Origin of the sequence: Algoriphagus kandeliae (assembly GCF_004571135.1) — a bacterium.
GTDB classification, from domain to species: domain Bacteria; phylum Bacteroidota; class Bacteroidia; order Cytophagales; family Cyclobacteriaceae; genus Algoriphagus; species Algoriphagus kandeliae.
In genome coordinates, this window is the sequence record NZ_SPSB01000003.1 from 182,765 (window position 1) to 205,001 (window position 22,237).

At 41.0% G+C, this 22,237-nt stretch carries 18 protein-coding genes; 9 read left to right on the forward strand and 9 right to left on the reverse strand.

Annotated features, from left to right (window positions below; all coding sequences use genetic code 11):
• Positions 1–5: 5 nt before the first annotated feature.
• Complete coding sequence (locus E4S40_RS09425; protein ID WP_135073398.1) at positions 6–848, forward strand: hypothetical protein; 843 nt, start codon at positions 6–8, stop codon at positions 846–848.
• Between the two features lie 23 nt (positions 849–871).
• Here the strand turns inward: E4S40_RS09425 and E4S40_RS09430 are convergent, their stop codons facing one another.
• Complete coding sequence (locus E4S40_RS09430) at positions 872–1,645, reverse strand: XRE family transcriptional regulator (protein ID WP_135073399.1); 774 nt, start codon at positions 1,643–1,645, stop codon at positions 872–874.
• Entirely contained in the window at positions 1,642–1,923 is a 282-nt protein-coding gene (locus E4S40_RS09435) for a hypothetical protein (RefSeq protein ID WP_237563163.1), read from the reverse strand. Before E4S40_RS09435 ends, E4S40_RS09430 begins: the two co-directional genes overlap by 4 nt.
• Before the next feature lie 241 nt (positions 1,924–2,164).
• Between E4S40_RS09435 and E4S40_RS09440 the strand changes: the two genes are divergently transcribed.
• Entirely contained in the window at positions 2,165–4,942 is a 2,778-nt protein-coding gene (locus E4S40_RS09440) for an outer membrane beta-barrel protein (protein ID WP_135073401.1), read from the forward strand.
• 81 nt (positions 4,943–5,023) lie between these two features.
• On the opposite strand, the gene E4S40_RS09445 is transcribed toward E4S40_RS09440, so the two are convergent.
• Entirely contained in the window at positions 5,024–7,264 is a 2,241-nt protein-coding gene (locus E4S40_RS09445; protein WP_135073403.1) for a Tex family protein, read from the reverse strand.
• Positions 7,265–7,569: 305 nt separating this feature from the next.
• Here E4S40_RS09445 and E4S40_RS09450 point away from each other — a divergent pair, with 305 nt between their 5' ends.
• The 6 genes from E4S40_RS09450 (at position 7,570) to E4S40_RS09475 (ending at position 14,749) form a co-directional block, all read left to right on the forward strand.
• The gene (locus E4S40_RS09450; protein ID WP_135073405.1) at positions 7,570–8,142 is read left to right on the forward strand and encodes a TlpA family protein disulfide reductase; all 573 of its coding nucleotides are present in this window, start codon (positions 7,570–7,572) and stop codon (positions 8,140–8,142) included.
• Between the two features lie 131 nt (positions 8,143–8,273).
• Complete coding sequence (locus E4S40_RS09455) at positions 8,274–9,644, forward strand: flavin monoamine oxidase family protein (RefSeq protein ID WP_135073407.1); 1,371 nt, start codon at positions 8,274–8,276, stop codon at positions 9,642–9,644.
• On the forward strand, positions 9,641–10,777 hold the full coding sequence (locus E4S40_RS09460) for a nitrilase-related carbon-nitrogen hydrolase (RefSeq protein WP_135073409.1): 1,137 nt from the start codon (positions 9,641–9,643) through the stop codon (positions 10,775–10,777). Before E4S40_RS09455 ends, E4S40_RS09460 begins: the two co-directional genes overlap by 4 nt.
• A 3-nt stretch (positions 10,778–10,780) precedes the next feature.
• Positions 10,781–12,019, forward strand: a complete 1,239-nt coding sequence (locus tag E4S40_RS09465) for a carcinine hydrolase/isopenicillin-N N-acyltransferase family protein (RefSeq protein ID WP_135073411.1) — start codon at positions 10,781–10,783, stop codon at positions 12,017–12,019.
• 98 nt (positions 12,020–12,117) lie between these two features.
• A complete protein-coding gene (locus E4S40_RS09470) occupies positions 12,118–13,680 on the forward strand; it encodes a purple acid phosphatase family protein (RefSeq protein WP_135073413.1) in 1,563 nt (520 codons plus the stop codon).
• Between the two features lie 37 nt (positions 13,681–13,717).
• Positions 13,718–14,749 carry a LacI family DNA-binding transcriptional regulator gene (locus E4S40_RS09475; protein WP_135073415.1) on the forward strand — a complete coding sequence of 344 codons (1,032 nt, stop codon included), beginning with the start codon at positions 13,718–13,720 and terminating at the stop codon, positions 14,747–14,749.
• A 6-nt stretch (positions 14,750–14,755) separates the two neighbouring features.
• Here E4S40_RS09475 and E4S40_RS09480 read toward each other — a convergent pair whose 3' ends face one another.
• The 6 genes from E4S40_RS09480 to E4S40_RS09505 form a co-directional block, all read right to left on the reverse strand.
• Positions 14,756–16,699: an amylosucrase gene (locus tag E4S40_RS09480; RefSeq protein ID WP_161971788.1), complete on the reverse strand. Its 1,944-nt coding sequence runs from the start codon at positions 16,697–16,699 to the stop codon at positions 14,756–14,758.
• 17 nt (positions 16,700–16,716) lie between these two features.
• Positions 16,717–18,198: an MFS transporter gene (locus tag E4S40_RS09485; RefSeq protein ID WP_135073418.1), complete on the reverse strand. Its 1,482-nt coding sequence runs from the start codon at positions 18,196–18,198 to the stop codon at positions 16,717–16,719.
• A 217-nt stretch (positions 18,199–18,415) separates the two neighbouring features.
• Positions 18,416–19,663, reverse strand: a complete 1,248-nt coding sequence (locus E4S40_RS09490) for a pyridoxal phosphate-dependent decarboxylase family protein (protein ID WP_135073420.1) — start codon at positions 19,661–19,663, stop codon at positions 18,416–18,418.
• Positions 19,664–19,687: 24 nt separating this feature from the next.
• Positions 19,688–20,134, reverse strand: coding sequence for a molybdenum cofactor biosynthesis protein MoaE (locus tag E4S40_RS09495; protein ID WP_135073422.1), 447 nt, complete (start codon positions 20,132–20,134; stop codon positions 19,688–19,690).
• Positions 20,135–20,138: 4 nt separating this feature from the next.
• Positions 20,139–21,212: a HesA/MoeB/ThiF family protein gene (locus E4S40_RS09500; protein WP_135073424.1), complete on the reverse strand. Its 1,074-nt coding sequence runs from the start codon at positions 21,210–21,212 to the stop codon at positions 20,139–20,141.
• Positions 21,212–21,451 carry a MoaD/ThiS family protein gene (locus E4S40_RS09505; protein WP_135073426.1) on the reverse strand — a complete coding sequence of 80 codons (240 nt, stop codon included), beginning with the start codon at positions 21,449–21,451 and terminating at the stop codon, positions 21,212–21,214. The genes E4S40_RS09500 and E4S40_RS09505 overlap by 1 nt, the downstream gene beginning before the upstream one ends.
• Positions 21,452–21,783: 332 nt before the next feature.
• Between E4S40_RS09505 and E4S40_RS09510 the strand changes: the two genes are divergently transcribed.
• A complete protein-coding gene (locus tag E4S40_RS09510) occupies positions 21,784–22,167 on the forward strand; it encodes a single-stranded DNA-binding protein (protein ID WP_135073428.1) in 384 nt (127 codons plus the stop codon).
• Positions 22,168–22,237 lie beyond the last annotated feature (70 nt).

The following is a 22,237-nucleotide window of genomic DNA, read 5'->3' on the forward strand; positions in this document are numbered from 1 at the left end:
TTTTGATGATTCAACTACTGAATCATACATCTACTTACCAAAAGATTTCATCCAAAAAAGCCTACTTTTGCACCAATCAAAAATTTAAGATTTTGAGCAAGCACGAATTAGAAGGGATTGTTTTAGAATATCATTCTGGCATTATCCCTCCACCTTATAGCCATGTTTTTCGACTTTCTCTCAATTGGAAGAAAGAATCACTTCAAGCTTCCCTGAATCTTCATTACACAGACCGGGAAGACCTTTCAGAAGAAGAAATTCTAGAGGAAGGCTTTACCCTAAATGACGATTATCAATTTGACGGGACGTTGGATACTGTTTGGAAAAAACCTGTTCTGGAATTGATTGAACAAACACGCTACTCGTCCCGAGTGGATGGAGAAGGAGAAATTACAGTTGCGACCATTGAAGGAGGAAAAACTTCTCCTTTTAAATCCCCCACTAACCAAGAAGCTTGGCAACTTTTGGCTCAGGATCTCATTCAGGCCATCTATGAGACTTCAAAAAAGGAGAGTCCGCTGCAAATCAACTATAGAGTAGTCGAAAAAGAGAGTATTCATGAAGCTTCCATTAAACTTCATTTTTCCAATAGAAGTGTGGTTTTTGAACATGATGGTCAAGTGGAAAATCTAAATTGGGAATATGCTTTTCAGTTGATGAAACTCATCTTTACCCCAGATTATGATTATGATTTGGCAAAGGAATCTCCTGGAAAGAAGCGAGGAATTTATCTCGATTGTGGTGATGGGTTTTGGCATGAACTAGGAAAGGGAGTAATCAATATCGATCCAAGTTTCGATGCCGTAGGTCAAATCGAAAAGAATTTTCGAAATCTAATTGGTAGCTAAAAAAGCCAGATCTTACCCCGGCTTTATGGTTTCAATTTTCTCAAATCTTCCTGAATATCCTTTAGCATTTCTCCTAAATCCGAAAGGCTGAGGGATTTCTTTTTGTCCCCAGGATTCGGGAAATCGGTACTGATAAATGCTTTTGCCTCCCAAACTTCCAACACATCCTCTCCTCGAACTTCGTAGGGTTTGTAATGCTCATTATCAGAAACTAAAAAAAGCTTTCCGTTCTCAGCCAAATAATTAAATACGCGCTTGTAAACGATTCCCTCTGATTGGGTCACCAAAACGTACGTGCGACCGCTTTTGATCTCAGAGGGATGCTCGATAAAGGAGCCGATAATGATAGTCCCCGCTATAAGAGGCAACATGGAATCACCCGCCAGTTCAAAAGCCCGATAGGTTGCATGTCTTGGAAGATTAGGAAGGTGAAATTGCGGCAACTGCTCCATAAATTCCGGATCAGCAAATCCATTCAAATAACCAGCTGATGCTTTTTGTCCAACCCAAGTAATATTTTCCCGATCAGATTCATCTGTTGCAATTGTCAAAATCTGAAGATTCCGCTTTTGCAGTGCCTTCCGTCCTAAATTCTCAATATCATGCTCCAGTAGCTCTTCAATCCCAACCTCCAGAATTGCACTTATTTTTAGCAAAGAGCTCAATTTGGGTTCGGATCGGCCATCCTCATAGGCTGAGATCATAGTTCGCTGAACTTCCAACTGATCAGCTAAATCCTGCTGAGTCAGTCCCTTTTGCTTCCGTAGATACCGAAGATTGCTAGCCAGGAAACTCATGCTGAAAAGAGGTAAAAGTCATAATCTTCCGGCTCAGGAGCCAATGGAAAAAGCGGATCAATATTCCGTTGGGCTGCTTTTCGCTTGGCTAATCTTGCCTGAATCTCCAAAATAATATCTCCCACGGGTTTGGGCTCCCTAACAAGCAAATATCCATATTCGGAGCCTTGCTCATTTTCTACAAAAAACTTCACCTGAACATTTCCAGAGGAAAGCGGCTTGGTGCTGATATTGATTTTTCCCAATTCTTCCATAGCGTCATTTATTTCATCAGCCAAGATACAAATGTTGCTTTTATAAACATTCTATCGTTAAAAAAAATAACATCGCTATACGACAACTTTTGTCAAACATTCCAAGAATGAGGGATTTCATAGTTTTTCAGAATTTCTTTTCCTAAAAATTACATGATCGGCGTGCAGTTTATTCAAGCTATTGACCGCTTAGCCCAAAAGAGGAATACAATAAATCCATCCCACCTAATTTTGTGTTATAGCAATACGCAATTAAACCAACTACATGAAAATCAGAGTTCTAATTCTTTTTTTACTATTTGTTTCCTGGGGAAGTTTTGCCCAAACTTTTTCTCTGAAGGGAAAAATTCAGGATGCTAAAAACAAAGAGACTATCCCCAATGCGACAGTTCTTCTTTTGCGGGTAAACGATTCCACACAAGTAGATGGTATGATTTCGGACTTGGATGGAAATTTTGAAATTCAATCCATTCAGGAGGGCGAATACCTCTTGAAAATTCAATATCTGGGATATCAAAACTTTTTTCGTACGCTTCAGATTTCGGGAAATCTGGATTTAGGGATCGTTTCCATCCAAGAACAGGCAGTTGGCTTGGAGGAAGTGACCGTAGCTGCACGTAGGTCTACCAGTCAAAATAAGTCCGATACGACCATGTTTAATGCGGATGCATTCAAAACCATGCGTGATGCTAGTGCCCAAACACTCATCGAAAAACTTCCCGGGGTAACTTCGGAAGACGGAGGGCTTCAAGCTCAGGGAGAAGCTATCGCTCAAATTCTAGTAGATGGAGAACCTTTCTTTGGAAATGATATCAAAACCGCCCTACAAAATATTCCAGCTGAGGTAATTCAAAGTATTGAGATTTTCGATCAGTTGAGTGAACAGTCCCGTCTTAGTGGATTTGATGATGGGGAACGTTTGAAGACCATCAACATTATCACAAAACCAAATCGCCGAAAAGGCCAATTTGGGCGTACTTCAGCAGGCTACGGTACCAATGACCGCTACCTAGTAGGCGCAAGTATCAATGACTTTGACGAAGACCGACGTATTACTTTCACCGGTTTATCCAATAATATTAATGTGACGGATTTTTCATCCGATCCAAATGCTCAGGACAATTCCCGACCTCAAAATGGGATTATTCAGACACATATTCTAGGTTTGAATTACTCTGATAATTGGGGTGAAAAAGTGAAAGTATCCGGAAGCTATGTGTATAGCAGCCGTGAAAACTTTGGACAGGCAATCCGTTTCCGTGAGTTCATTACCAATGGTGAAAGTGACCAATTGTATAATGAAGTCAGCACTGATACCCGGTTGAATAATCGGCATCAGTTTAATCTCAGACTGGAGTACAATATCGATGAGCGTAACCGAATCTTATATATCCCTCGATTTTCTGCCCGATTTGAAACGGAAAACTCGGACTTCTCAGGAGAAACCTCCAATGGAACTGATTTAATCAACTCAGTAGTCAATACACGTACTGCTGATAATTATGATTATGATTTGTTCAATCGGATTTTCTACAGCCATAAATTCAACAAACCTGGTCGTACGATGACCATTCGAGGTAGAATCAGCGACAACAGAAATCAAGACGAAGCAAATCGAATTGCAGAAAACCAGTTTTTCATTCCTGACCCTCGAACTGAAATCATAAATCAGCAAATCAATCGGGATAGAAAAGGATCCTCATGGCAAACTGGAATTTCTTTTACAGAAGCCTTGAGTGAGAAGAGTATGCTCGAGTTGGAATATGAAATCGGAAACCGAATCAATGATTCCGACCAATTGATCTATGATGTCATCGACGAAGATCCGCAGGCAATTGAATACCGGCTCGACACAGCCTTGAGCAATACCTTTGAAAGCAAATATCTTACTCAGGAAACCGAATTAGGCTATCAGTTCAAAACTGAAAAAATCCGGATTCAAACAGAGCTTCAGTATCAAAATGCTCAGTTGGATAATTCACAAGGATTTCCAATTCCATTTGAATTAAAAAGAACATTCGAAAGCCTTCAGCCGACTGTTCGTTTTAACTATCAGATCACTCCAAACACCAATCTGCAATTTGACTATGATACACGGACACAGGAACCGGATTTGAGACAACTTCAGCCAGTGGTAGATAATTCCAATCCCTTACAATTGTATGTGGGAAATCCTGACTTGAACCAGTCCTTTTCTAATCGACTTCGCGTTCGATTCCGAAGCAATAACCCAGAAACTGATCAAAACTGGTTCTTCTTTGGTCAATCTTCTTTTGTCAATAACATCATTGCCAACAGTTCTTTCATTGCGGAAGAAGCTACAGAAATCCAACCTGGAATTATTCTAGAGCCTGGCTCCCAACTTTTTAGCCCAGTCAATTTAGATGGTTATTGGGATCTTCGTTCTTGGTTTGGATATGGCATGCCAGTGGGTTTCATTAAATCCAATTTGAACATCAATGGTGGTTTGGGCTATACCAAGCGCCCTACCTTGGTGAATAATGAGAATGGGTTTAACAATTCCCGTCGAATCAGCACCGGCATTTCATTAAGCAGTAATATTTCTGATCAAATAGACTTTAACATCTGGACCCGTTTTTCCTTCAATCAAGTGGAAAACACGCTCAACCCCAACTTGAACAACAAGTTTTTCAATCAGCGGGCCCGAGTGAACTTCAACTGGATTATTTGGGAAGGCTTTGTTTACAGGTTGGACTTGAACCATCAAGTCAATTCAGGACTTTCAGCTGGATTTGACACCAACTTCACTTTGGTTAATATGAGTTTGGGCAAAAAAATCTTTGCCAATCAGCGGGGAGAAATCAGCCTAAACGTCTATGACCTTTTCAGACAAAACAACAACATCCGTAGAAATATTACGGACACCTTTATCGAAGATGTGCAGACCAATGTCTTGCAACGCTACTTCATGTTGACTTTCTCCTACAATATTCGCCGTTTCTCCAAGGGTATGGACATGGATGATTACAATGAGATGATAAATACCGGCGGTGGGGATGACAGAGGAGGAAGAAGGGATTAAGCCTTCTGGTTATTGAAATAAAAAGTAAAAGGTAAACTTGATAGTTTACCTTTTACTTTTTACATCTTACCAAATTTCAAATCACCGAAATTTACCTTTCAGCATTGCCAATTTTTCAGCCATACTTCCTTGAGGTTCTTCCTTTCTTTTTGGATTACTAGATTTCTCCATCTTTTTTCCTCGCTCCGCAAAAGGATCTGATTTCATACTCAATCCAATTCGCTTCCGAGGAATATCCACATCCAATACAGTTACGCTCACCTGTTGATTAACCTGCACAATCTCATTGGGATCTTTTACAAATCGATCTGCTAAATGGCTCAGATGCACCAAGCCATCCTGATGAACACCAATATCCACAAAAGCTCCAAAAGCAGTGATATTGGTAACGATTCCCGGCAGTTTCATTCCACGCTTTAGGTCTTCAAGATGATTAACTCCTTCTTGAAACTGAAACACTTCAAACTGCTCGCGTGGATCACGACCAGGTTTGGCAAGTTCTTCCAAAATATCCTGTAAGGTCGGCAAACCCACAGAATCAGAAAGGTAGTTCTTCAGATTGATTTGGTTGCGGAGGGATTCGGATTGCATCAATTCGCTTACTGTTGTCCCGAGATCCTTAGCCATTCGTTCAACCACATCATAACGCTCAGGGTGGACAGCAGAACGATCCAAAGGATTCGTCGCTTGGCGAATTCTCAAAAAACCAGCTGCTTGTTCATAAGCTTTTTCTCCTAATCGAGGAACTTGCAACAATTGCGAGCGGCTGATAAAGGGACCATGCTGATTTCGATAGTCTACGATATTCTGTGCCAAAACTGGCCCTAAACCAGATACATAAGTCAACAATTGTTTCGAAGCAGTATTAACCTCTACTCCCACGCCATTTACCGCAGAAACTACAGTGTCATCCAAAGCATTCTTTAAAGCAGTTTGATCCACATCATGCTGATATTGCCCCACTCCAATGGATTTGGGATCAATTTTTACAAGTTCCGCCAAAGGATCCATCAAACGCCGTCCAATAGAAACCGCTCCTCTAACCGTCAGGTCCAAATCCGGAAATTCCTCTCGAGCAACTTCAGATGCCGAGTAAATCGAAGCCCCTGATTCATTGACCATGGTCACAATCACAGAATTAGGAAGTCCAATTCCTTTGACAAAAGCTTCGGTTTCTCTTCCTGCTGTTCCATTTCCAACGGCAATAGCTTGAATGCCAAATTTCTCAACCAATCCACGAACAGTCATGGCTGCCTCTGCTGTTCTTCGTTGGGGTTCATGAGGAAAAATCGCTTCATAGTGTAACAGCTGACCCTGAGGCCCTAGGCAGACCAATTTGCATCCGGTACGGAAACCCGGGTCTATTGCCATCACGGCTTTTTCGCCCAAAGGAGCTCCCAAAAGAAGCTGACGTAGGTTTTCAGCAAAGACTTTAATCGCCTCTTCGTCTGCTTTTTTCTTTGTTATTAGGCGAATTTCCGTCTCCATGCTCGGTTTGAGTAATCGCTTGTAGGCATCCTTGATCGCCAGTCTCACTTGCGCCACAGAAGTATTCTCGGCATTAATCAAAATTTCCCGCTCCATCAAAGCAAGAGCATCCATTTCTTCCGGACAAACATCAAGCAAAAGGAAAAGCTCTTTTTCCCCTCTTCTCATCGCCAAAACTCGATGCGAAGGTGCCGAATGAATGGGTTCTGACCAATCAAAATAATCCTTGTATTTAATAGCTTCCTGCTCTTTTCCCGGGATTACTCGCGAACGGAATAGACCTTCCTTCAAAAAGAGTTGACGCATCTTCTCACGAAGCCCTGCATCTTCATTGATCCACTCAGCAATAATATCTCGTGCACCTTGAAGTGCTTCTTCGACTGAGGCTACTTCCTTTTCAGGATTGATGTATTCGGTTGCTAGAGCTTCCAAGTCTAGTGTCCCTTGCTTAAAAATCAATTCAGCCAAAGGCTCTAATCCTTTTTCCCGAGCAATAGTCGCCTTAGTTCTACGCTTGGGTTTGAATGGTAAATAAATATCCTCCAATCGAGCCATGGTTTCAGCTTCTTGAATGGCCTTTTGAAGTTCGGGTGTCATTTTACCCTGCTCTTCAATGGATTTGACAATAGCCTCTCTACGCTTATCCAAATCCCGAAGCTGTTGGATTCGATCTCGAATTGTAGCGACTTGGACTTCATCCAAACTTCCGGTTACTTCTTTTCTGTATCGGGAAATGAAGGGAACAGTGGCACCACCATCCAATAAATCAATAGTGGCCTGGACCTGTTGGTTTTTTACGTGTAACTCTTCGGCTATTTTGTAGGAATAATTCATGTGATTTAATCAAATTCTCTTCAAATTTCCCGCAAGATAGGAGTCCTTTTTTAGACAAAAAGGGGGAAATGTAGCGCTTGTCACTAAGGCTCTGATTTTAAGAATGTAAAATTGTAGCAGAATTTAACCGATTTGAAAATTGAAGTTCAGTTGCAATGTGGGAAAGTTGAAAGGTAGAAAAGTCTACTGTTTTTATATAGTAGATCAGACTCTTAATCATTCGAAACCAATTAATCCCTTGTTTGATCCCAATTCTCAATATTAAACTAACTTCATATTTCGTACATCGTACTTCGTAATTCGATATGGACTGGAAAAAAGAAATAAAATCCTGGGGTCTGATTTTGGCCTTTTTCGCATTCTTATATTTCACAGGCTTACTGCCGGTCGTGCAGGGAGCACTCCAATCTGTTTTACTTTCCACGGGTTTAATTAAACCCAAATTAGAGAGAGTTGATCTTACTAATAAGAATTTCGATTATGCTGGAACTTTTCAGGATTTTGATGGAAATACAATTCGCTTAGCCGACTACAAAGGAAAGACTGTTTTTATCAATCTTTGGGCTTCTTGGTGTGGACCCTGCCGGGCAGAAATGCCCCATATTTCTGAGTTATACAAGTCTGTTCAAGACGTTGAAAACCTCGAGTTTTTAATGATAGGAGTAGATAATGACTATCAGAAAAGTAAGAATTTTATAGAAGGAAAATCCTGGTCCTTCCCTGCTGTTCATGCCAGTTATGGCCTAAACAAGTCCTTGCTCAGCGAATCCATCCCTACCACTCTTGTGGTCAACCCGGAAGGAAAAATCGTATTCTATCAGGAGGGAATGAGCAATTTCAACACGGATGAGTTTCGGGATTTTTTGATTAACCAATAAATCACTGTTTATAAATTTTTGACTTTTTAGACTCCAAGTTGATCTTCTGAATCACAAACCTAGGCTAAGAAATCTGTCTTAGTTCGGTTCCTTATTTTAAGAGAATCTGAAAATCTCTCTATATTTCTTTCATGAAAATCCCCAAGACGGAAGTTATTATCGTAGGAGCCGGTTTTTCAGGAATTGCCGCCGCAAAAAAACTTTTTGAAGCCGGGATTTCCTTTAAAATTCTAGAAGCCCGAGATCGAATTGGAGGAAGGGTTTACACAAACTATCTAAAAGAGGATCTGTATGTTGACCTAGGAGGACAATGGATCGGACCAACTCAGGATAGGATGTATGAACTTTGCAAGGAATATGGCATCTCTTATTTCGAGACCTATGACGAAGGAAAAAACATTCTAAATCTTCGGGGTAAAATCCGAACCTACAAAGGGATTATTCCTAAAATGGACCCCGTTTCATTGATCAATTTGGATATCCTTATGCGAAAAATGGAACGAATGGCAAGGCAAATCAATGTCCATACTCCATGGTCGCATCCAAAAGCTCAAAAATGGGATCAGCTTACATTGGAGGATTTTCTCCGAAAAAACTCCAAGACCAAATCCTGCTATGAGGTAATCAAAATCGGCTGTGAAACGATTTTTGCCTGTGAACTCCATGAAATCTCCCTACTTCACGCTCTTTTTTATATTCGCTCAGGAAAATCCTTGGACTGCCTGATTAATATCCAAGGAGGAGCACAACAGCATAGAATTGAAGGCGGGATGCAGCGTATCGCTGAGGCTATGGCAACTCCTTTTAGGGATCACATTATTTTCAATAGCCCTGTAGAAAAAGTAATACAAAGTACTGATCACACGGATGTCATTTCTGGAGAAAATAGGTTTTCTTCAAATCGAGTAATTTTGGCTGTACCTCCTCCTCTACTAAAAAAGATTCATTTTGAACCGGGGCTAAGCTCTGAAAAAAGCGAACTCCTGGACAACTATGCCATGGGACGGGTTGGGAAGTGTTTTATGATTTATCAAACTCCATTTTGGAGAGAAGATAGCTTTAGCGGACAAGTAGTTTCTGATGATCCACTTACCCATCAGACCCTTTTTGATTGCTCAACGGTAGATGGAAAATATGGGATTCTGATGGGATTTACGATTGGAAATCGGGCGGATGAATATTTTGGAAGAAGTGAGGAAGATCGAAAAAAGCGGATGATTTCCCAATTGGTTCAGTATTTTGGTGAAAAAGCAAAAGATCCCATTCAATACATTGATTTTACGATGAGTGATGAGACTTGGTCCCAAGGTTGCTATGCTGGATTGATGCCTGTAGGTGCTTGGACTACTTGGCGAGAAGCCTATAGAAAACCGGAAGGAAATCTCCATTTTGCAGGTACAGAAGCTGCTACTGTCTGGCATGGCTACATTGAAGGAGCTGTCCGGGCAGGTGAAGCCGCAGCCTTAGAAATTATCAAAAAGAAAAATAAAGAAGAAGCATGAGTGTGAGAAGATTAATCGTCTCCTCCATATTATTGGTCATATTCATTTGGCTGATTTGGTCCTCTGCAGGGAGAGGCTATCTTCCCGAACAACCTGAGGCCTTTTTGGACTTGATAGAAGAAGTTAACCCCAGTGACTCTTTGAAAAGAAATATACTGGGAATCCAACCTTATATGTTGGCAAAAGACTACTTGGATCAGGAGACCTTTCAGCAAAAAATGGCGCTTTATCTGGATGCTGCCCTAAAATCCAAGCTCATTCAACCAAACACTGTTGTCTTGCTTCCTGAGTATATTGGAACTTGGTTGGTTTTATCCGGAGAGAAACATGCTTTGGCAGAAAAGGACAATCTTAAAAACGCCATGTCCACTTTGGTTCTTTCAAACATTATTGACTTTTCAGTCAATTACTTCCAAAGCCATGAAACAGATAGAGCTACTGCTACCTTATTTCGAATGAAGGCGAGAAGCATGGCTCAGGATTATTTCACTACCTTCAGCCAATTAGCCCAACAGTTCAATTGTTATATCGCAGCTGGAAGTATCATCCTCCCGAAACCTTATATTGCAGAAGGTGAATTATATATTGATAAGGGAGGTCCTCTTTATAATGCTTCTTTCATTTTTGGTCCTGATGGAAAAATCATTGGCGAACCGGTTTTAAAAGTATTTCCTATTGAATCCGAAATTCCCTTTGTAAGTGGAGAAGCAGTAGAAAAAATCCCGGTATTCAACCTTCCCATGGGCAAAACCTCCTTACTAATTTGTGCTGATAGTTGGTATCCCGAACCTTATCAAGTAGCCAATCAGTCACAGGCAGAAATCATTTTAGTACCTTCTTATCTTACGGGGGATGAAAGCATGGAAAAGCCATGGCAAGGTTACAATGGAGCGCCTGCTCCGGTTGGAACCAATCTAAATGATATCGAAACAATCAGCGAATGGGAAGCCTGGAATAAATATGCCCTTCCAGGTAGGATTAGCCAGACAAATGCTCGGGTGGGAATGAATGTATTTCTACGCGGAGAACTCTGGGACTTGGGAGCAGATGGTCAACCTTTAGCAGTCTTAAATGGACTTCAACTTGAGTTGAAACCTGCAGATCGTGCAGGAATCTGGTCCATAAATTTTTAGAATATGTGTGATACACTGGCAGCACTTGGGAATTATACCCAATCCGGAAATTTAGTCTTTGGAAAAAATTCCGATAGGGAACCTTTGGAAGCACAGGAAATTCGCCACTTCTCCAGAAAAACCCATACAGAAAAAACAGTCCCTTGTACCTTTATCACCATTCCTCAAGTGGATCAAACCTGGGAGGTTTTCCTTTCCAAGCCATTTCAAATGTGGGGAGCAGAAATGGGAGTCAATGAATGGGGTTTAACTATCGGGAACGAAGCTGTTTTCACTCAAGTCAAAATCAATAAAAAAAAGCCTGGACTGACAGGAATGGACATGCTTCGTCTAGCATTAGAGCGATGCAAGAAAGCTAACGAAGCCAAAAATCTGATTATTCAACTCCTTTCAATTTACGGTCAAGATGCCTGCGGAGGTTACCAAAACAAAGATTTTTATTATCACAATAGCTTTCTAATTGCCGATTCTAAAGAAGCGTATATTCTGGAAACTGCCGGGAAATCCTGGGCTTGGAAAAAAGTCAGGGACACAGCTAGCATCTCCAACTGTCTGAGCTTGGATGAAGATTATGATGAGATTTTTCTGGAAAAGGAAGCGACCCATTTCAGTGCAATCTTTCGCTCCAAAAAAGGATTCAAATCCCGATTTTCTGATTTTCTCTACACCTATTTCTCCAAAGCAAGGTCCCGAAAAGCCACCACAACAAGTCATCTGGAAAATTATGCCGGTCAGCTGAGTACTTGGGAGTTTATGAAAACCCTCCGGACACACCCTATCCCTGATGATGAATTTCATCCCAAAAATTGTTCGGCAGCTTCCATTTGCATGCATGCTACTGGCTTGACAAATCCTTCTGATACGACAGGAAGTATGGTCACTGAAATTCGCCAAAACCAACCCAGCACAATTTGGCTTACCGGAACTCCGCATCCTTGTCTTAGTCTCTATGTCCCTTTCTATTTCGGCACCATTACTGACTTCCTGACCTTCCCGGTTTCCAAAATGGATGATTCACTTTGGTGGCAAGCCCGACAACTCCATGATTTGGTTGATAAAAATAGAATTGAGCTATTTCCAAAAATCCGTCAAGAATTGGATAATGTTCAAAATGAGTGGATTAAAAAAGACTCTCTTATTATTTCTGAAAATCCCTCACGATCAGACCTGCAACATTTTAGTCAAGAATGCTACCGTTTTTATCAAGACTGGATCAAACAAAAAATCAGGGATTTAAGATAAATTCCAAATGATTTTAGAGGAAAAATAGAGAAAAGCACATCACGCATAAATGAGATCAAAAGCTCTCAAAAATCCTTAACTTGGAAAAAAGCCTAATCATGAAATCCCTGCTAATCTTTTTCTTGCTTCTTTTTGTTGGATTATTCACCCTTCAGGCTCAAGAAATCCGAGTTTACAAAGAGCCGGAATTTGGATTCGATTGGAGTAAGCCTTCAGAATATCCCGATCGAATCATATTGACTTTTGGAGAGGATGCAACTTCAGAAGTTAGCGTGAATTGGCGAACCAATACAGAAATCAGGACAGCCTTTGCCGAATTAGCTGTTGCTACCGGAGCACCAAAATTTTGGAGAAATGCAATAACCCAAAAAGCCCAAACTGAAGTATTTGAAGCTTCTCAAATTGCGACTGCTGAAGTAGTTGCTAATTACCACAGTGTCTCTTTTTCCAATTTGACTCCCGGAACCGTCTATGCCTATCGTGTGGGAGATGGGACCCGCTGGTCAGAGTGGTTTCAATTTAAAACTCCAAGCGATCAAGCTGGGGATAAATTCTCTTTTCTTTATGTAGGAGATGCTCAAAACTACATTTTGGAATTGTGGGCAAGATTAATTCGTGAGGGATATAGAAAAGCTCCGGATGCAGATTTTATCATTCATGCAGGGGATTTGATCAATTATGCCCATCGAGAACAAGAATGGCATGAGTGGTTTACAGCAGGCGGGTTTATTCACAGTATGCTTCCGACCTTAGCTGTACCAGGCAATCACGAGTATAACTACCTTAATGAAGCAGATCGGGAAAGCAGAAAAAGAAGCCTCTCAATCCAATGGAAACCTCAATTCAGCTTTCCACCGAATGGGCCTAAAGGACTAGAGGAAACAGCCTATTATGTTGATTACCCTGATGCCAAATTTATTTTTCTTGACAGCAATCGTGACCAAGAACTTCAGGCAGCTTGGCTAGTAGAAATCCTAGAAGCAAATACTAAAAAATGGGTCATTGTCAGCTACCATCACCCCCTATTTTCCGCTTCAGCTGGACGGGACAATGAGGCATTGCGAATGCTTTGGAAACCAATTTTTGACAAGTATAAAGTCGATTTAGCTCTGCAGGGACATGATCACAGTTACGGAAGAGGAAGAGTCTCTCCCGGTGAAAATGTGATGGACGGGATGAATATGCGAGACAAAACAGGTACGGTTTACGTGGTCTCAGTAAGCGGTGGGAAAATGTATGGAATCAAACCCGATGGTTGGGAAGAATGGGGAGCAGTCCGGGATCGAGCCGCGGAAAACACACAACTTTTCCAAGTTGTAAGTATTGAAGGAAACCGTCTGCTTTTTGAGTCCTATACAGCCATTGGAGAACTTTATGACAAATTTGAGCTTACAAAAGGTGAAGATGGTATCAATGATTTTCGGGATTACAAAGAAGTACTCCCGGAGGAATTTAGATTTTCAAATACCATTCCTTATGAAGACCAACTTCCTCAAATTGTCGAAGAAAAACTCTTGGATACCTATCCAGGTTTTAAGGTGGGACAAGTGCGGTTTTTTGAAGAAAAAGGAAAAGCAAGGATTCGGGTGATTCTCCAAAAAGACAATCAAACCAAAGACCTTATTCTTGATCAGGAAGGTAGAGTCATATCCGAAAAGTAAAAATGAAAGGCTAAATCTTGAATCATCGGACAAACTTATGTCAGAGAAAAGACGCATCACACTAAAGGACATCGCAAGGGAATTGGGAATCTCTGTTTCCACCGCTTCCCGAGCTTTGAACGAATATCCGGGGATTTCGGAGGAGACCATCAAAATGGTACAGGATTTTGCCAAAAAGCACAATTACGTTCCCAACTCCATTGCGGTCAACTTCAGGAAAAACAAGACAATGACGATTGGGATGGTTGTTCCGGAAGTGGTTCACTATTATTTCTCTTCCATTATCAGTGGGGCCCTCGATGCTGCTACCAAAAAAGGTTATCGGCTTTTGATCAGTCAAACGGAAGAAAAGGCAGAACTGGAAATGCATGCTTGCCATGCGATGCTTGCCGGAAATGTCGATGGTCTTTTGATTTCGATCTCCAATGAGACTTCTGATGTCTCTCACATTCAGGAATTTTTGGATGAGGGGAAGCCTGTCATACAGTTTGATAAATATTCTGATAAACTAAAAACCCCCAAAGTAATCACCGACGATTACCAAGGCGCCCATGGTGCCGTCAAGCATTTGATTGAACAAGGGTATAAAAAGATAGCCCATATCAATGGACTCGAAAACGTTCAAAACTCAGTAGATCGTCTAGCAGGATATCGGCAGGCTTTAATTGATCATCATTTAGAACAACATCCAGAATGGATCCCCCATTGTCAGCAAATCACTGAAGAAGAGGGTTACCGTTTTGCAAAACAACTCTTGGAAAGCAAGAATCCCCCAGATGCCATTTTTTGCATTACGGATTTGGTGGCCCTTGGAGCGATGAACTACTTGCGAGAAAGCAATCGGAAAGTTCCCGAAGAGATAGGTGTCATGGGATTTAGCAACTGGAAAATTTCCGAGGTGATGCAACCTTCTCTCAGTACCGTGGAGCAGCACGGATACCAAATCGGACTTCGCGCTACCGAACTGCTTATCGAATCACTACAAAGCAACGACAAATCTCTCAGGGATCAGAAAATTGAAATCCAGAGTGATTTGATGATCCGTAATTCCACCCTGCGAAAAGGATAAGTCTTTTTAATCCTTCACCTCAAAAATTCGAAATCCATACGGTTCCAAAATAAGGTAATTATCATCAGAACCTACCTGAACAGACTTTTTGGACCAATGGTCAAATAAGCTATTTGGCACAAACCCAAATTCCTTCAAAGCGTACCAAGTCAAGTAAGCGGTTTCATTTGAATAATTTCCTATGACAAAAACCCGTTGATTTTCAATCTCTCGAAGAAAACCAGCTACATGGATATTATGGGGCTGAATCCATCGAATATTATTAAAATCCGCAATAGCGGAAAGTTTTTTTCGAATTTTTATAAGCCTTTGGGTTCCTGAAAAAACCTGATTTTCTACTGTTCCCTTCTCTTTTCGCAAACCGGCTTTTTCCCAATCTATTATGGGTCTATGCATCCAGCGATTGTCATAGCTTTTTGCTGGGTCTTGCAAGAAAGAATAGTCATTTAAATAGCCTAATTCATCCCCATAATAGAGCATGGGCAAGCCGCCTGTAAACATAGAAAAAGCCTGCATCAACAGAATCTTTTGAATCGAAAGCTGAATTTCGTTTGGACCTTCAGCAAATAAGGCAAATTCCAATCCACAAAGGGATGCTAAAGAACCTGAAATCCGTGCATCACCTGTTTTAGGGTTGCTCGAAAAAAGTGCACCTCTTGCTGGACTACCCGGAAATTTGCCAGCATAAAAATCCTTTAAATAACTTCTGTGTTGATAAGGGTTTTTCCCCGCTTGAGCGATCATATAATCATCGTAGCCCAAGCCAATATCATCATGGCATCGAGTGTAGGAAATCCAACTCGTCCGCCACGGCTTTTGCTGGAGAATAGGTTGGGCTTGCAACATCACTCGGGTATCACCTGATGCCAACATATCCCATTGTAAAGCCATTTGTGTAGCATTATAGGCAAAATCACATTCCTTTCCTGCCCGATCCCCCTTTCCAAAATATTCCATAATCGCCTCAGGAGCAACAATAGCTTCTCCCAAAATTGCCATTCCCGGAGTAGCCATTTGGACGGCCTGTTTGATCAGTTGCAATAGCTGATGCGCTTGAGGCAAGTTTTGAGAGCTAGTACCTGTTTCTTTCCAAATAAAGGCTGGCGCATCGATCCTAAGTAGATCAACACCCAGATTAGCATAGAAAAATACATTGTCGAGCATTTCTCTAAGCAAATGAGGATTCCGATAATTCAAGTCCCATTGATAGTGATGAAAAACGGTCATAACCCACTTTTGACATTCTTCACTATAAGTGAAATTCCCTGGTGAACTTTCAGGAAAAATTTCAGGCATGGCCGCTTCATACTGATTGGGAATCCAGCGGTTGTCATACATGTAATAATAATCCTGATAACGCTTATCTCCAGCTTTAGCTTTTTCTGCCCACGGATGTCGATGAGAGGTATGATTAAGGACAATGTCCAACATCAAATTCATCCCTTGAGTATGCATGCTCTTTCGCAATGCCACCAAATCCTGTAAATCCCCAAATTTGGAATCCACCTTTCGGAAATTAGACACTGCATACCCCCCATCACTTTCTCCGGCAGGACTTTCAAAAAGTGGCATTAAATGAAGGAAATTCACTCCTAGTTCATCAAAATAATCTAGCTTCTCATGCAATCCGGAAAGATTTTCAGCAAATCGATCTACATAGAGACTCATCCCCACTAATTGATTACTAAGGAACCAATGCCCCTGTTTTTCTTTGGCATTGTCTCTTTTCTTGAGATCCTGTTCTCTTTCCAAATAGGCAACAATGATGGACTTTAGCAATTCTTCAAAAACATCTTCGGATTCAGAAAAATCGCCATAAATAGACCGATACAAGGATTCAATATTTGCAATTCCTTCTTGAAATCTTTGAAAAAAAGCTCGGTGCATTCCTGTTGACCGAATTCCAAATTCCTGAAGTAAGGCTTCCCAAGGCATATAATCCTTTTCCATTAATTTTTCTTCCATCCTTAATGAGCTCCACCAGCCACCGGCTGATCAATGGTTACATTTTTATTTTCCTTGATATTTAAGGTTGCTAAAGCAGCTATAATCAACAAAACGCCTCCAAACACAATGGCTAATCCGGGGTCATTTCCTAGGAAATTTTTAGAAATTACTCCAAATGTCAAGGTCTGAAGAATCATAGGAATCACAATCATCATATTGATAATCCCCATATATACACCATAGCGCTCTTTAGGAATCTCATTGACCACGAGAAGATAGGGCACTCCCATCATACTAGCCCAGGCAATTCCAAATCCAGCCATTGGAATGAAAAGGGCATATTTATTCGTAAGCTGAGGGAAAATCATCAAGCCTACTCCTGCCATGAGAAGACAAATGAAATGGACTTTTTTAGGACCAAACTTCCTTGCCATACTGGCCAAAAAGAAAGCAGATAAAAAGGTGACCACATTATACCAACCGTTTACCAACCCAGTCCATCCAACTGCTTCTTCATACAACTTTGGGTCGCCTGTTGGAGTCGTATTCCAAACAGACTGAGCGATACTTTTTGCTGCATTTTGCCAATAACAAAAGAGTGCATACCATTGAAAAAGATAAATCAGAGCAAGCTTCCACATCACACCGGGCATCACCATGATGGACTCAATAATCTCTACGTTTTGAGCAAAGAGCACCCGAGTCTTTGGATTGGTTTTGGTTTTTTCTAATACTCTTTTGATCAGACCCTTCGAGAAAATGGCCGGGATTAATAGGGCAAAAAACACTAGATAGGCAACCAAAGTCGTCAAAATGGACAAAAAGAACTGAATAGCCGGATGAGGCATTCCTTCATTCCGTTTTTTCAAAGCCGCCAATTCTTCGGGACTGGGTGGTATTTCAGGAGTTTTGGAAATACTCCACATCACCGAGCCGATGGAACAAACCGTTCCCAAGAAAAACGAAGCATAAACCCAATAGGGAAGCGAACCCCAAGTACCTGTGATATACTTTTGAAAAATAAAGAGGGAAACATTAGCAAGAGTAATACCCAGACCAGTGAAAAAACTTTGAGTTAAAAAACCAGTACTGTATTGTTCATCGGGTAACTTATCTGCGATCAAGGCCCGATATGGTTCCATTGCTGTATTATTAGCCGCATCTAAAACCCAGAGCAACCCTGCAGCCATCCAAAGCGAGCTACTGAAGGGATAGAAAAATAGGGTAATACTGCAAAACAAAGCTCCTATGAAGAAAAATGGCTTCCTTCTTCCATATTTCGGACTCCAAGTATTATCACTCAAAGCGCCAATAATCGGCTGAATCAAAAGGCCGGTCATGGGGCCTGCCAAATTCAAGATTGGGATTTCGTCAGGAGCCGCTCCCAGCATATCATAAATTGGGTTAACAGCACTTTGCTGTAGTCCAAAACTGTACTGAATGCCAAAAAACCCGACATTCATATTGATAATTTGGGAAAAGGAAAGTTGCGGTTTTTTCATGAAAACCTAGGTTAGTTTGGGTTAGAAAAGGGTCAAAAGAATTAGATCGGCATTTTCGCCAAGTTGAACTTACCAAATTTTAATTGGAGAAAAACCATGTTCAAAAAGAATTGAATGAAAAATTTAATGCAAACGGTTGATAATTTTGGCTTGGCTAAAAATTCAATCGTTTACTAAAAAAACCCACCTCGTGGGTGGGATTTATAATTGAATGATATTACTTGACCGGGACTTTCTTATGAGAAGATAGATCGTTTATAAAATCCTTTAAATGCTCTATCTCCACATGATCCATCAACACGATTTTGTACCACTTATTTCCTTCATCATGGGTCTGAGGTACCAAATTATATTTATGGGCAATTTCCTCGGGCACAGCAAAGGAGCGAATAGTAACAATGTTCATTTCAGGTTCTCGGAAATATGGGACCTCCAACAAATCCAGTTGCTTGCATAACCAGTTGGTTCGCATCTTCAATACTGAAATTTTCTCATACCATTTATGTGGTCCGTAGGTCGTCAAAATAGTCCAAACGGCTACTGCATTTGCACCAGATCGACTTCCGCAAAGCGTCAAATCCATCCCCTCCACGTACTGAGCTTCCGTGGTCAATACATTTTCTATCAACCCTTTTCGACAAACAAAAATCCCAGTTCCATACGGAGCCTGAAGCATTTTATGAGCGTCGATGGTAATGGAAGAGATTTTTGGGTTGGTGAAATTGATAGTGTTTTCGCCTTCTGAAAAAGGAAAAACAAAACCACCATACGCTCCATCTATATGCAAGCGATAAGGCACTTCAAATTCCTCTAACACTTCAGTCATCGGCACAGGATCATCAACAGAACCAAACATGGTCGTACCCATATTGGCAATGACGATGAAGTACTTTTTCCCTTCTTCCAAGGCCGATTTCACCGTATTTCGAAAATCCTCTCTACTGATATCCCGAGTGACTTCGTCCACCGGTACCTTTTTCCACTCCAACATCAATAAATTGACCCCTTTTGGAATGGAATAGTGGGTGTCATCAGAAGCTAAAATCACAATCTCTTCCAATTTAGCGCCATGCCTTTTCATGAATTCATTTCGATAAATCCACATGGCCTGTACATTAGCCTCGGTACCTCCTGGAGAAATATATCCATCGTAGGCCCCTTCTTCTGCCTTAAAAAGATCCACTGCAATCATATCCAAGACCTCCCGCTCAATTTCCTGAGTTCCTTTAAAGGAATATTCGGAAGTCCCATAGGTATGACAACCAATATGATTAGGGTTTGCGATGTAGGTATTTAATACAGGCATTTCCCGAAGAAAAAGCGATTCATTGGCAAATACTTTTTCATCAAGCCTTGATGCCGGATAGCCTAGATTGGCATCTTTGCTGAAGTCCACATTTTCCTTTAAAGCACGTTGGACCCGATTAAGCCGCTCCTCCGGAGTCAGCTTTTTCCAAAATTTCATATCAATTTGCATCAGTATCTGGGTTTATTGATTCACTTTCCAAACATGCTCATCCGTATCGAGCAATTCCTTTCCCCAAACGGGCAGTTCTGCTTTGATTCGCTCCACTAATTCATCACAGGCATCCATTGCTGCTCTTCTATGCTTGGATGAGGTAAAGACAAAAAGACAAAGTTGGCCTACCTCAACCCTTCCCAAACTGTGATAAATATGCATGCAGGTTAGCGGATATTTCGCAAAGATATCTTCCCGAATTTCAAAGGCTTTTTGAAGAGCCATCTCCTCATAAGCTGTGTACTCGATCGCTACTACCGTTCCATTCTCCTTTTGGTCTTTTCTGACCTGTCCTAAAAAAATCGAATGTCCGCCGATGTCAGTTTTGCTTTGATGATTGGCAACAGATTGTGCTATTTTTTCAGGACTAATCGGTCCTTGGACAAAAATATTTTTAGGAGTTCTTTCTTTTTCCATTTTCTTAATTTTTCAACATTGCTTTCATTCCTCCACGAATCGAAAATACCGATTTTTGAGGAAAATCTTTTTGCCAAAGGCGAACCGCCTTCAGACTTCGAACCCCGCTTTGACAAAAAAAGTATATCAAATCCCTTTTGTTAATCAGATCAAAATTCTCCTCCAATTGAGAGAAAGGAATCAAGGCAGGGCTCCAATTCTCAAGTTTGGGTAATTCATCCGGTTCCCGCAAATCCACCAATAGTACATTAGAAGGGATTTGGGATGGAATTTCTTCCCAAGAGATTTCCGGAAGACCTTCGCATACTAATTCATAATCAGTTTTCGAAAGCTCTTCCAAGTTTTTAGGCATCAGGCTATAAGCACTTGGATTGGGGCTTATTTTAATTTCATAAAAACTGGCAGATTTTGCTTGATAAAAGAGTACTCTATTCTTCAAGGGGCTTCCAAAATCCGCTAAAACTTTAACGGCTTCCATAGCCATTAGATTTCCAATGACTCCAGGCAGCACTCCTATTACCCCTGTCACCGAGCAATTAGGAACTTCATCTGCTTTTGGAGGATTGGGAAAAATGTCGCGGTAGTTACAGGAATCTATTCCTAAATTAAAAACTGAAACCTGCCCTTCATGCTGATAAATAGCACCAAAAACCAAGGGCTTTTTCAGCAAAACACAGGCATCATTGACCAAATATCGGGTGGGGAAATTATCGGATCCATCAATCACCAAATCATAAGGCTCAATCAATTCAACAACATTCTCGACTGAGATAAAGGACAGGATCTCGGTGAAAGAACAATCCGGATATTGAGCACGCAAAAAATTAGCTGCAACTTCAGCTTTATTCTTACCTACATCTTGAACACCATATAGAACCTGTCGATTTAGATTTGAGATGCTCACCTGATCTCCATCAACAATGCCAATGTGCCCAACTCCCATAGCAGCCAAATAAAGTAATATGGGAGAACCTAAACCACCGGCACCAATAACTAAGACAGAAGAATTCCGGAGTTTTTCTTGTCCATCAATCCCAAAGTCGGGAACCAACCGCTGTCTTTCAAAACGATCAGACATTAACCTCCTGAGAATGGTGGTAAAAGCGCAATCTCAGCTCCTTCCGGAATTTTTTCATCACCTTGAGCTAGTTGCTGATTGATAGCAATTGAAAACTTCATGGATTGAAGTTTGGGAAACTGACCGAATAAATATTCTTTCAAAAGCTCCGTAGAATCCAACTGATCCAAGACCAATTCAGACTGTCCGATTTCCTCGGCAATCATTCCAAATGTCCTAATCCGAATTTTTTGATTCATCTGCTAAAGTTACGGCCTTTGGCAGGAAAGCCCAAGAAAGAAAACCTTTAAGCGACTGTCAATCGAACCAATTTTTTAAAGAAAATTTCTACTTTTTTCTTGAACCCATCAGTTTAAATAGAATTTTTAGAAACTTTTCTCTCATTCGAAAAATGCCCCATACAACCAATTAGAAGGGGTTTATCCGACAGCAAACGACTACTATCGGATACAAACGGATACAAACGACTGATTCCCGACTTTCTTTTGAGCACTGTTGCAACTTTGGATCATCAAGTTTTTCCTCTGGCGGAAACGAACAAAAAAAATTTCTAACCAAAACACACGTAATCATGAACACGCTAAGAAACAAAGTTCAACTAATCGGTCGCATGGGCGACAACATCGAAGTAAAAACACTTGAGTCCGGTTCTAAAATCGGAAAGGTAAGTCTCGCGACGAATGAAACTTACAAAAATCAGCAAGGCGAAAAAGTAACCGAAACAACTTGGCACAATTTAGTAGTCTGGGGCAAGCAGGCGGAGCTTTTAGAGAAGTACACTTCCAAGGGTTCTGAAATCGCGATCGAGGGAAAAATCACGAATCGAAGCTACACAGATAAGGAAGGTATCAAGCGGTACATCACCGAAATTGTAGTCCATGATTTCCTATTCATGGGTGGAGCCAAAAATCAAGAAAATGGCCCAGTTACGGACGAAGCGGATCTTCCTTTTTAAGGAAACGCTTTGAAAACTTTTAAGGCTAAGGATTCAGGTATAGGTACCTGAAAAAGAAAAACCCCCGAGG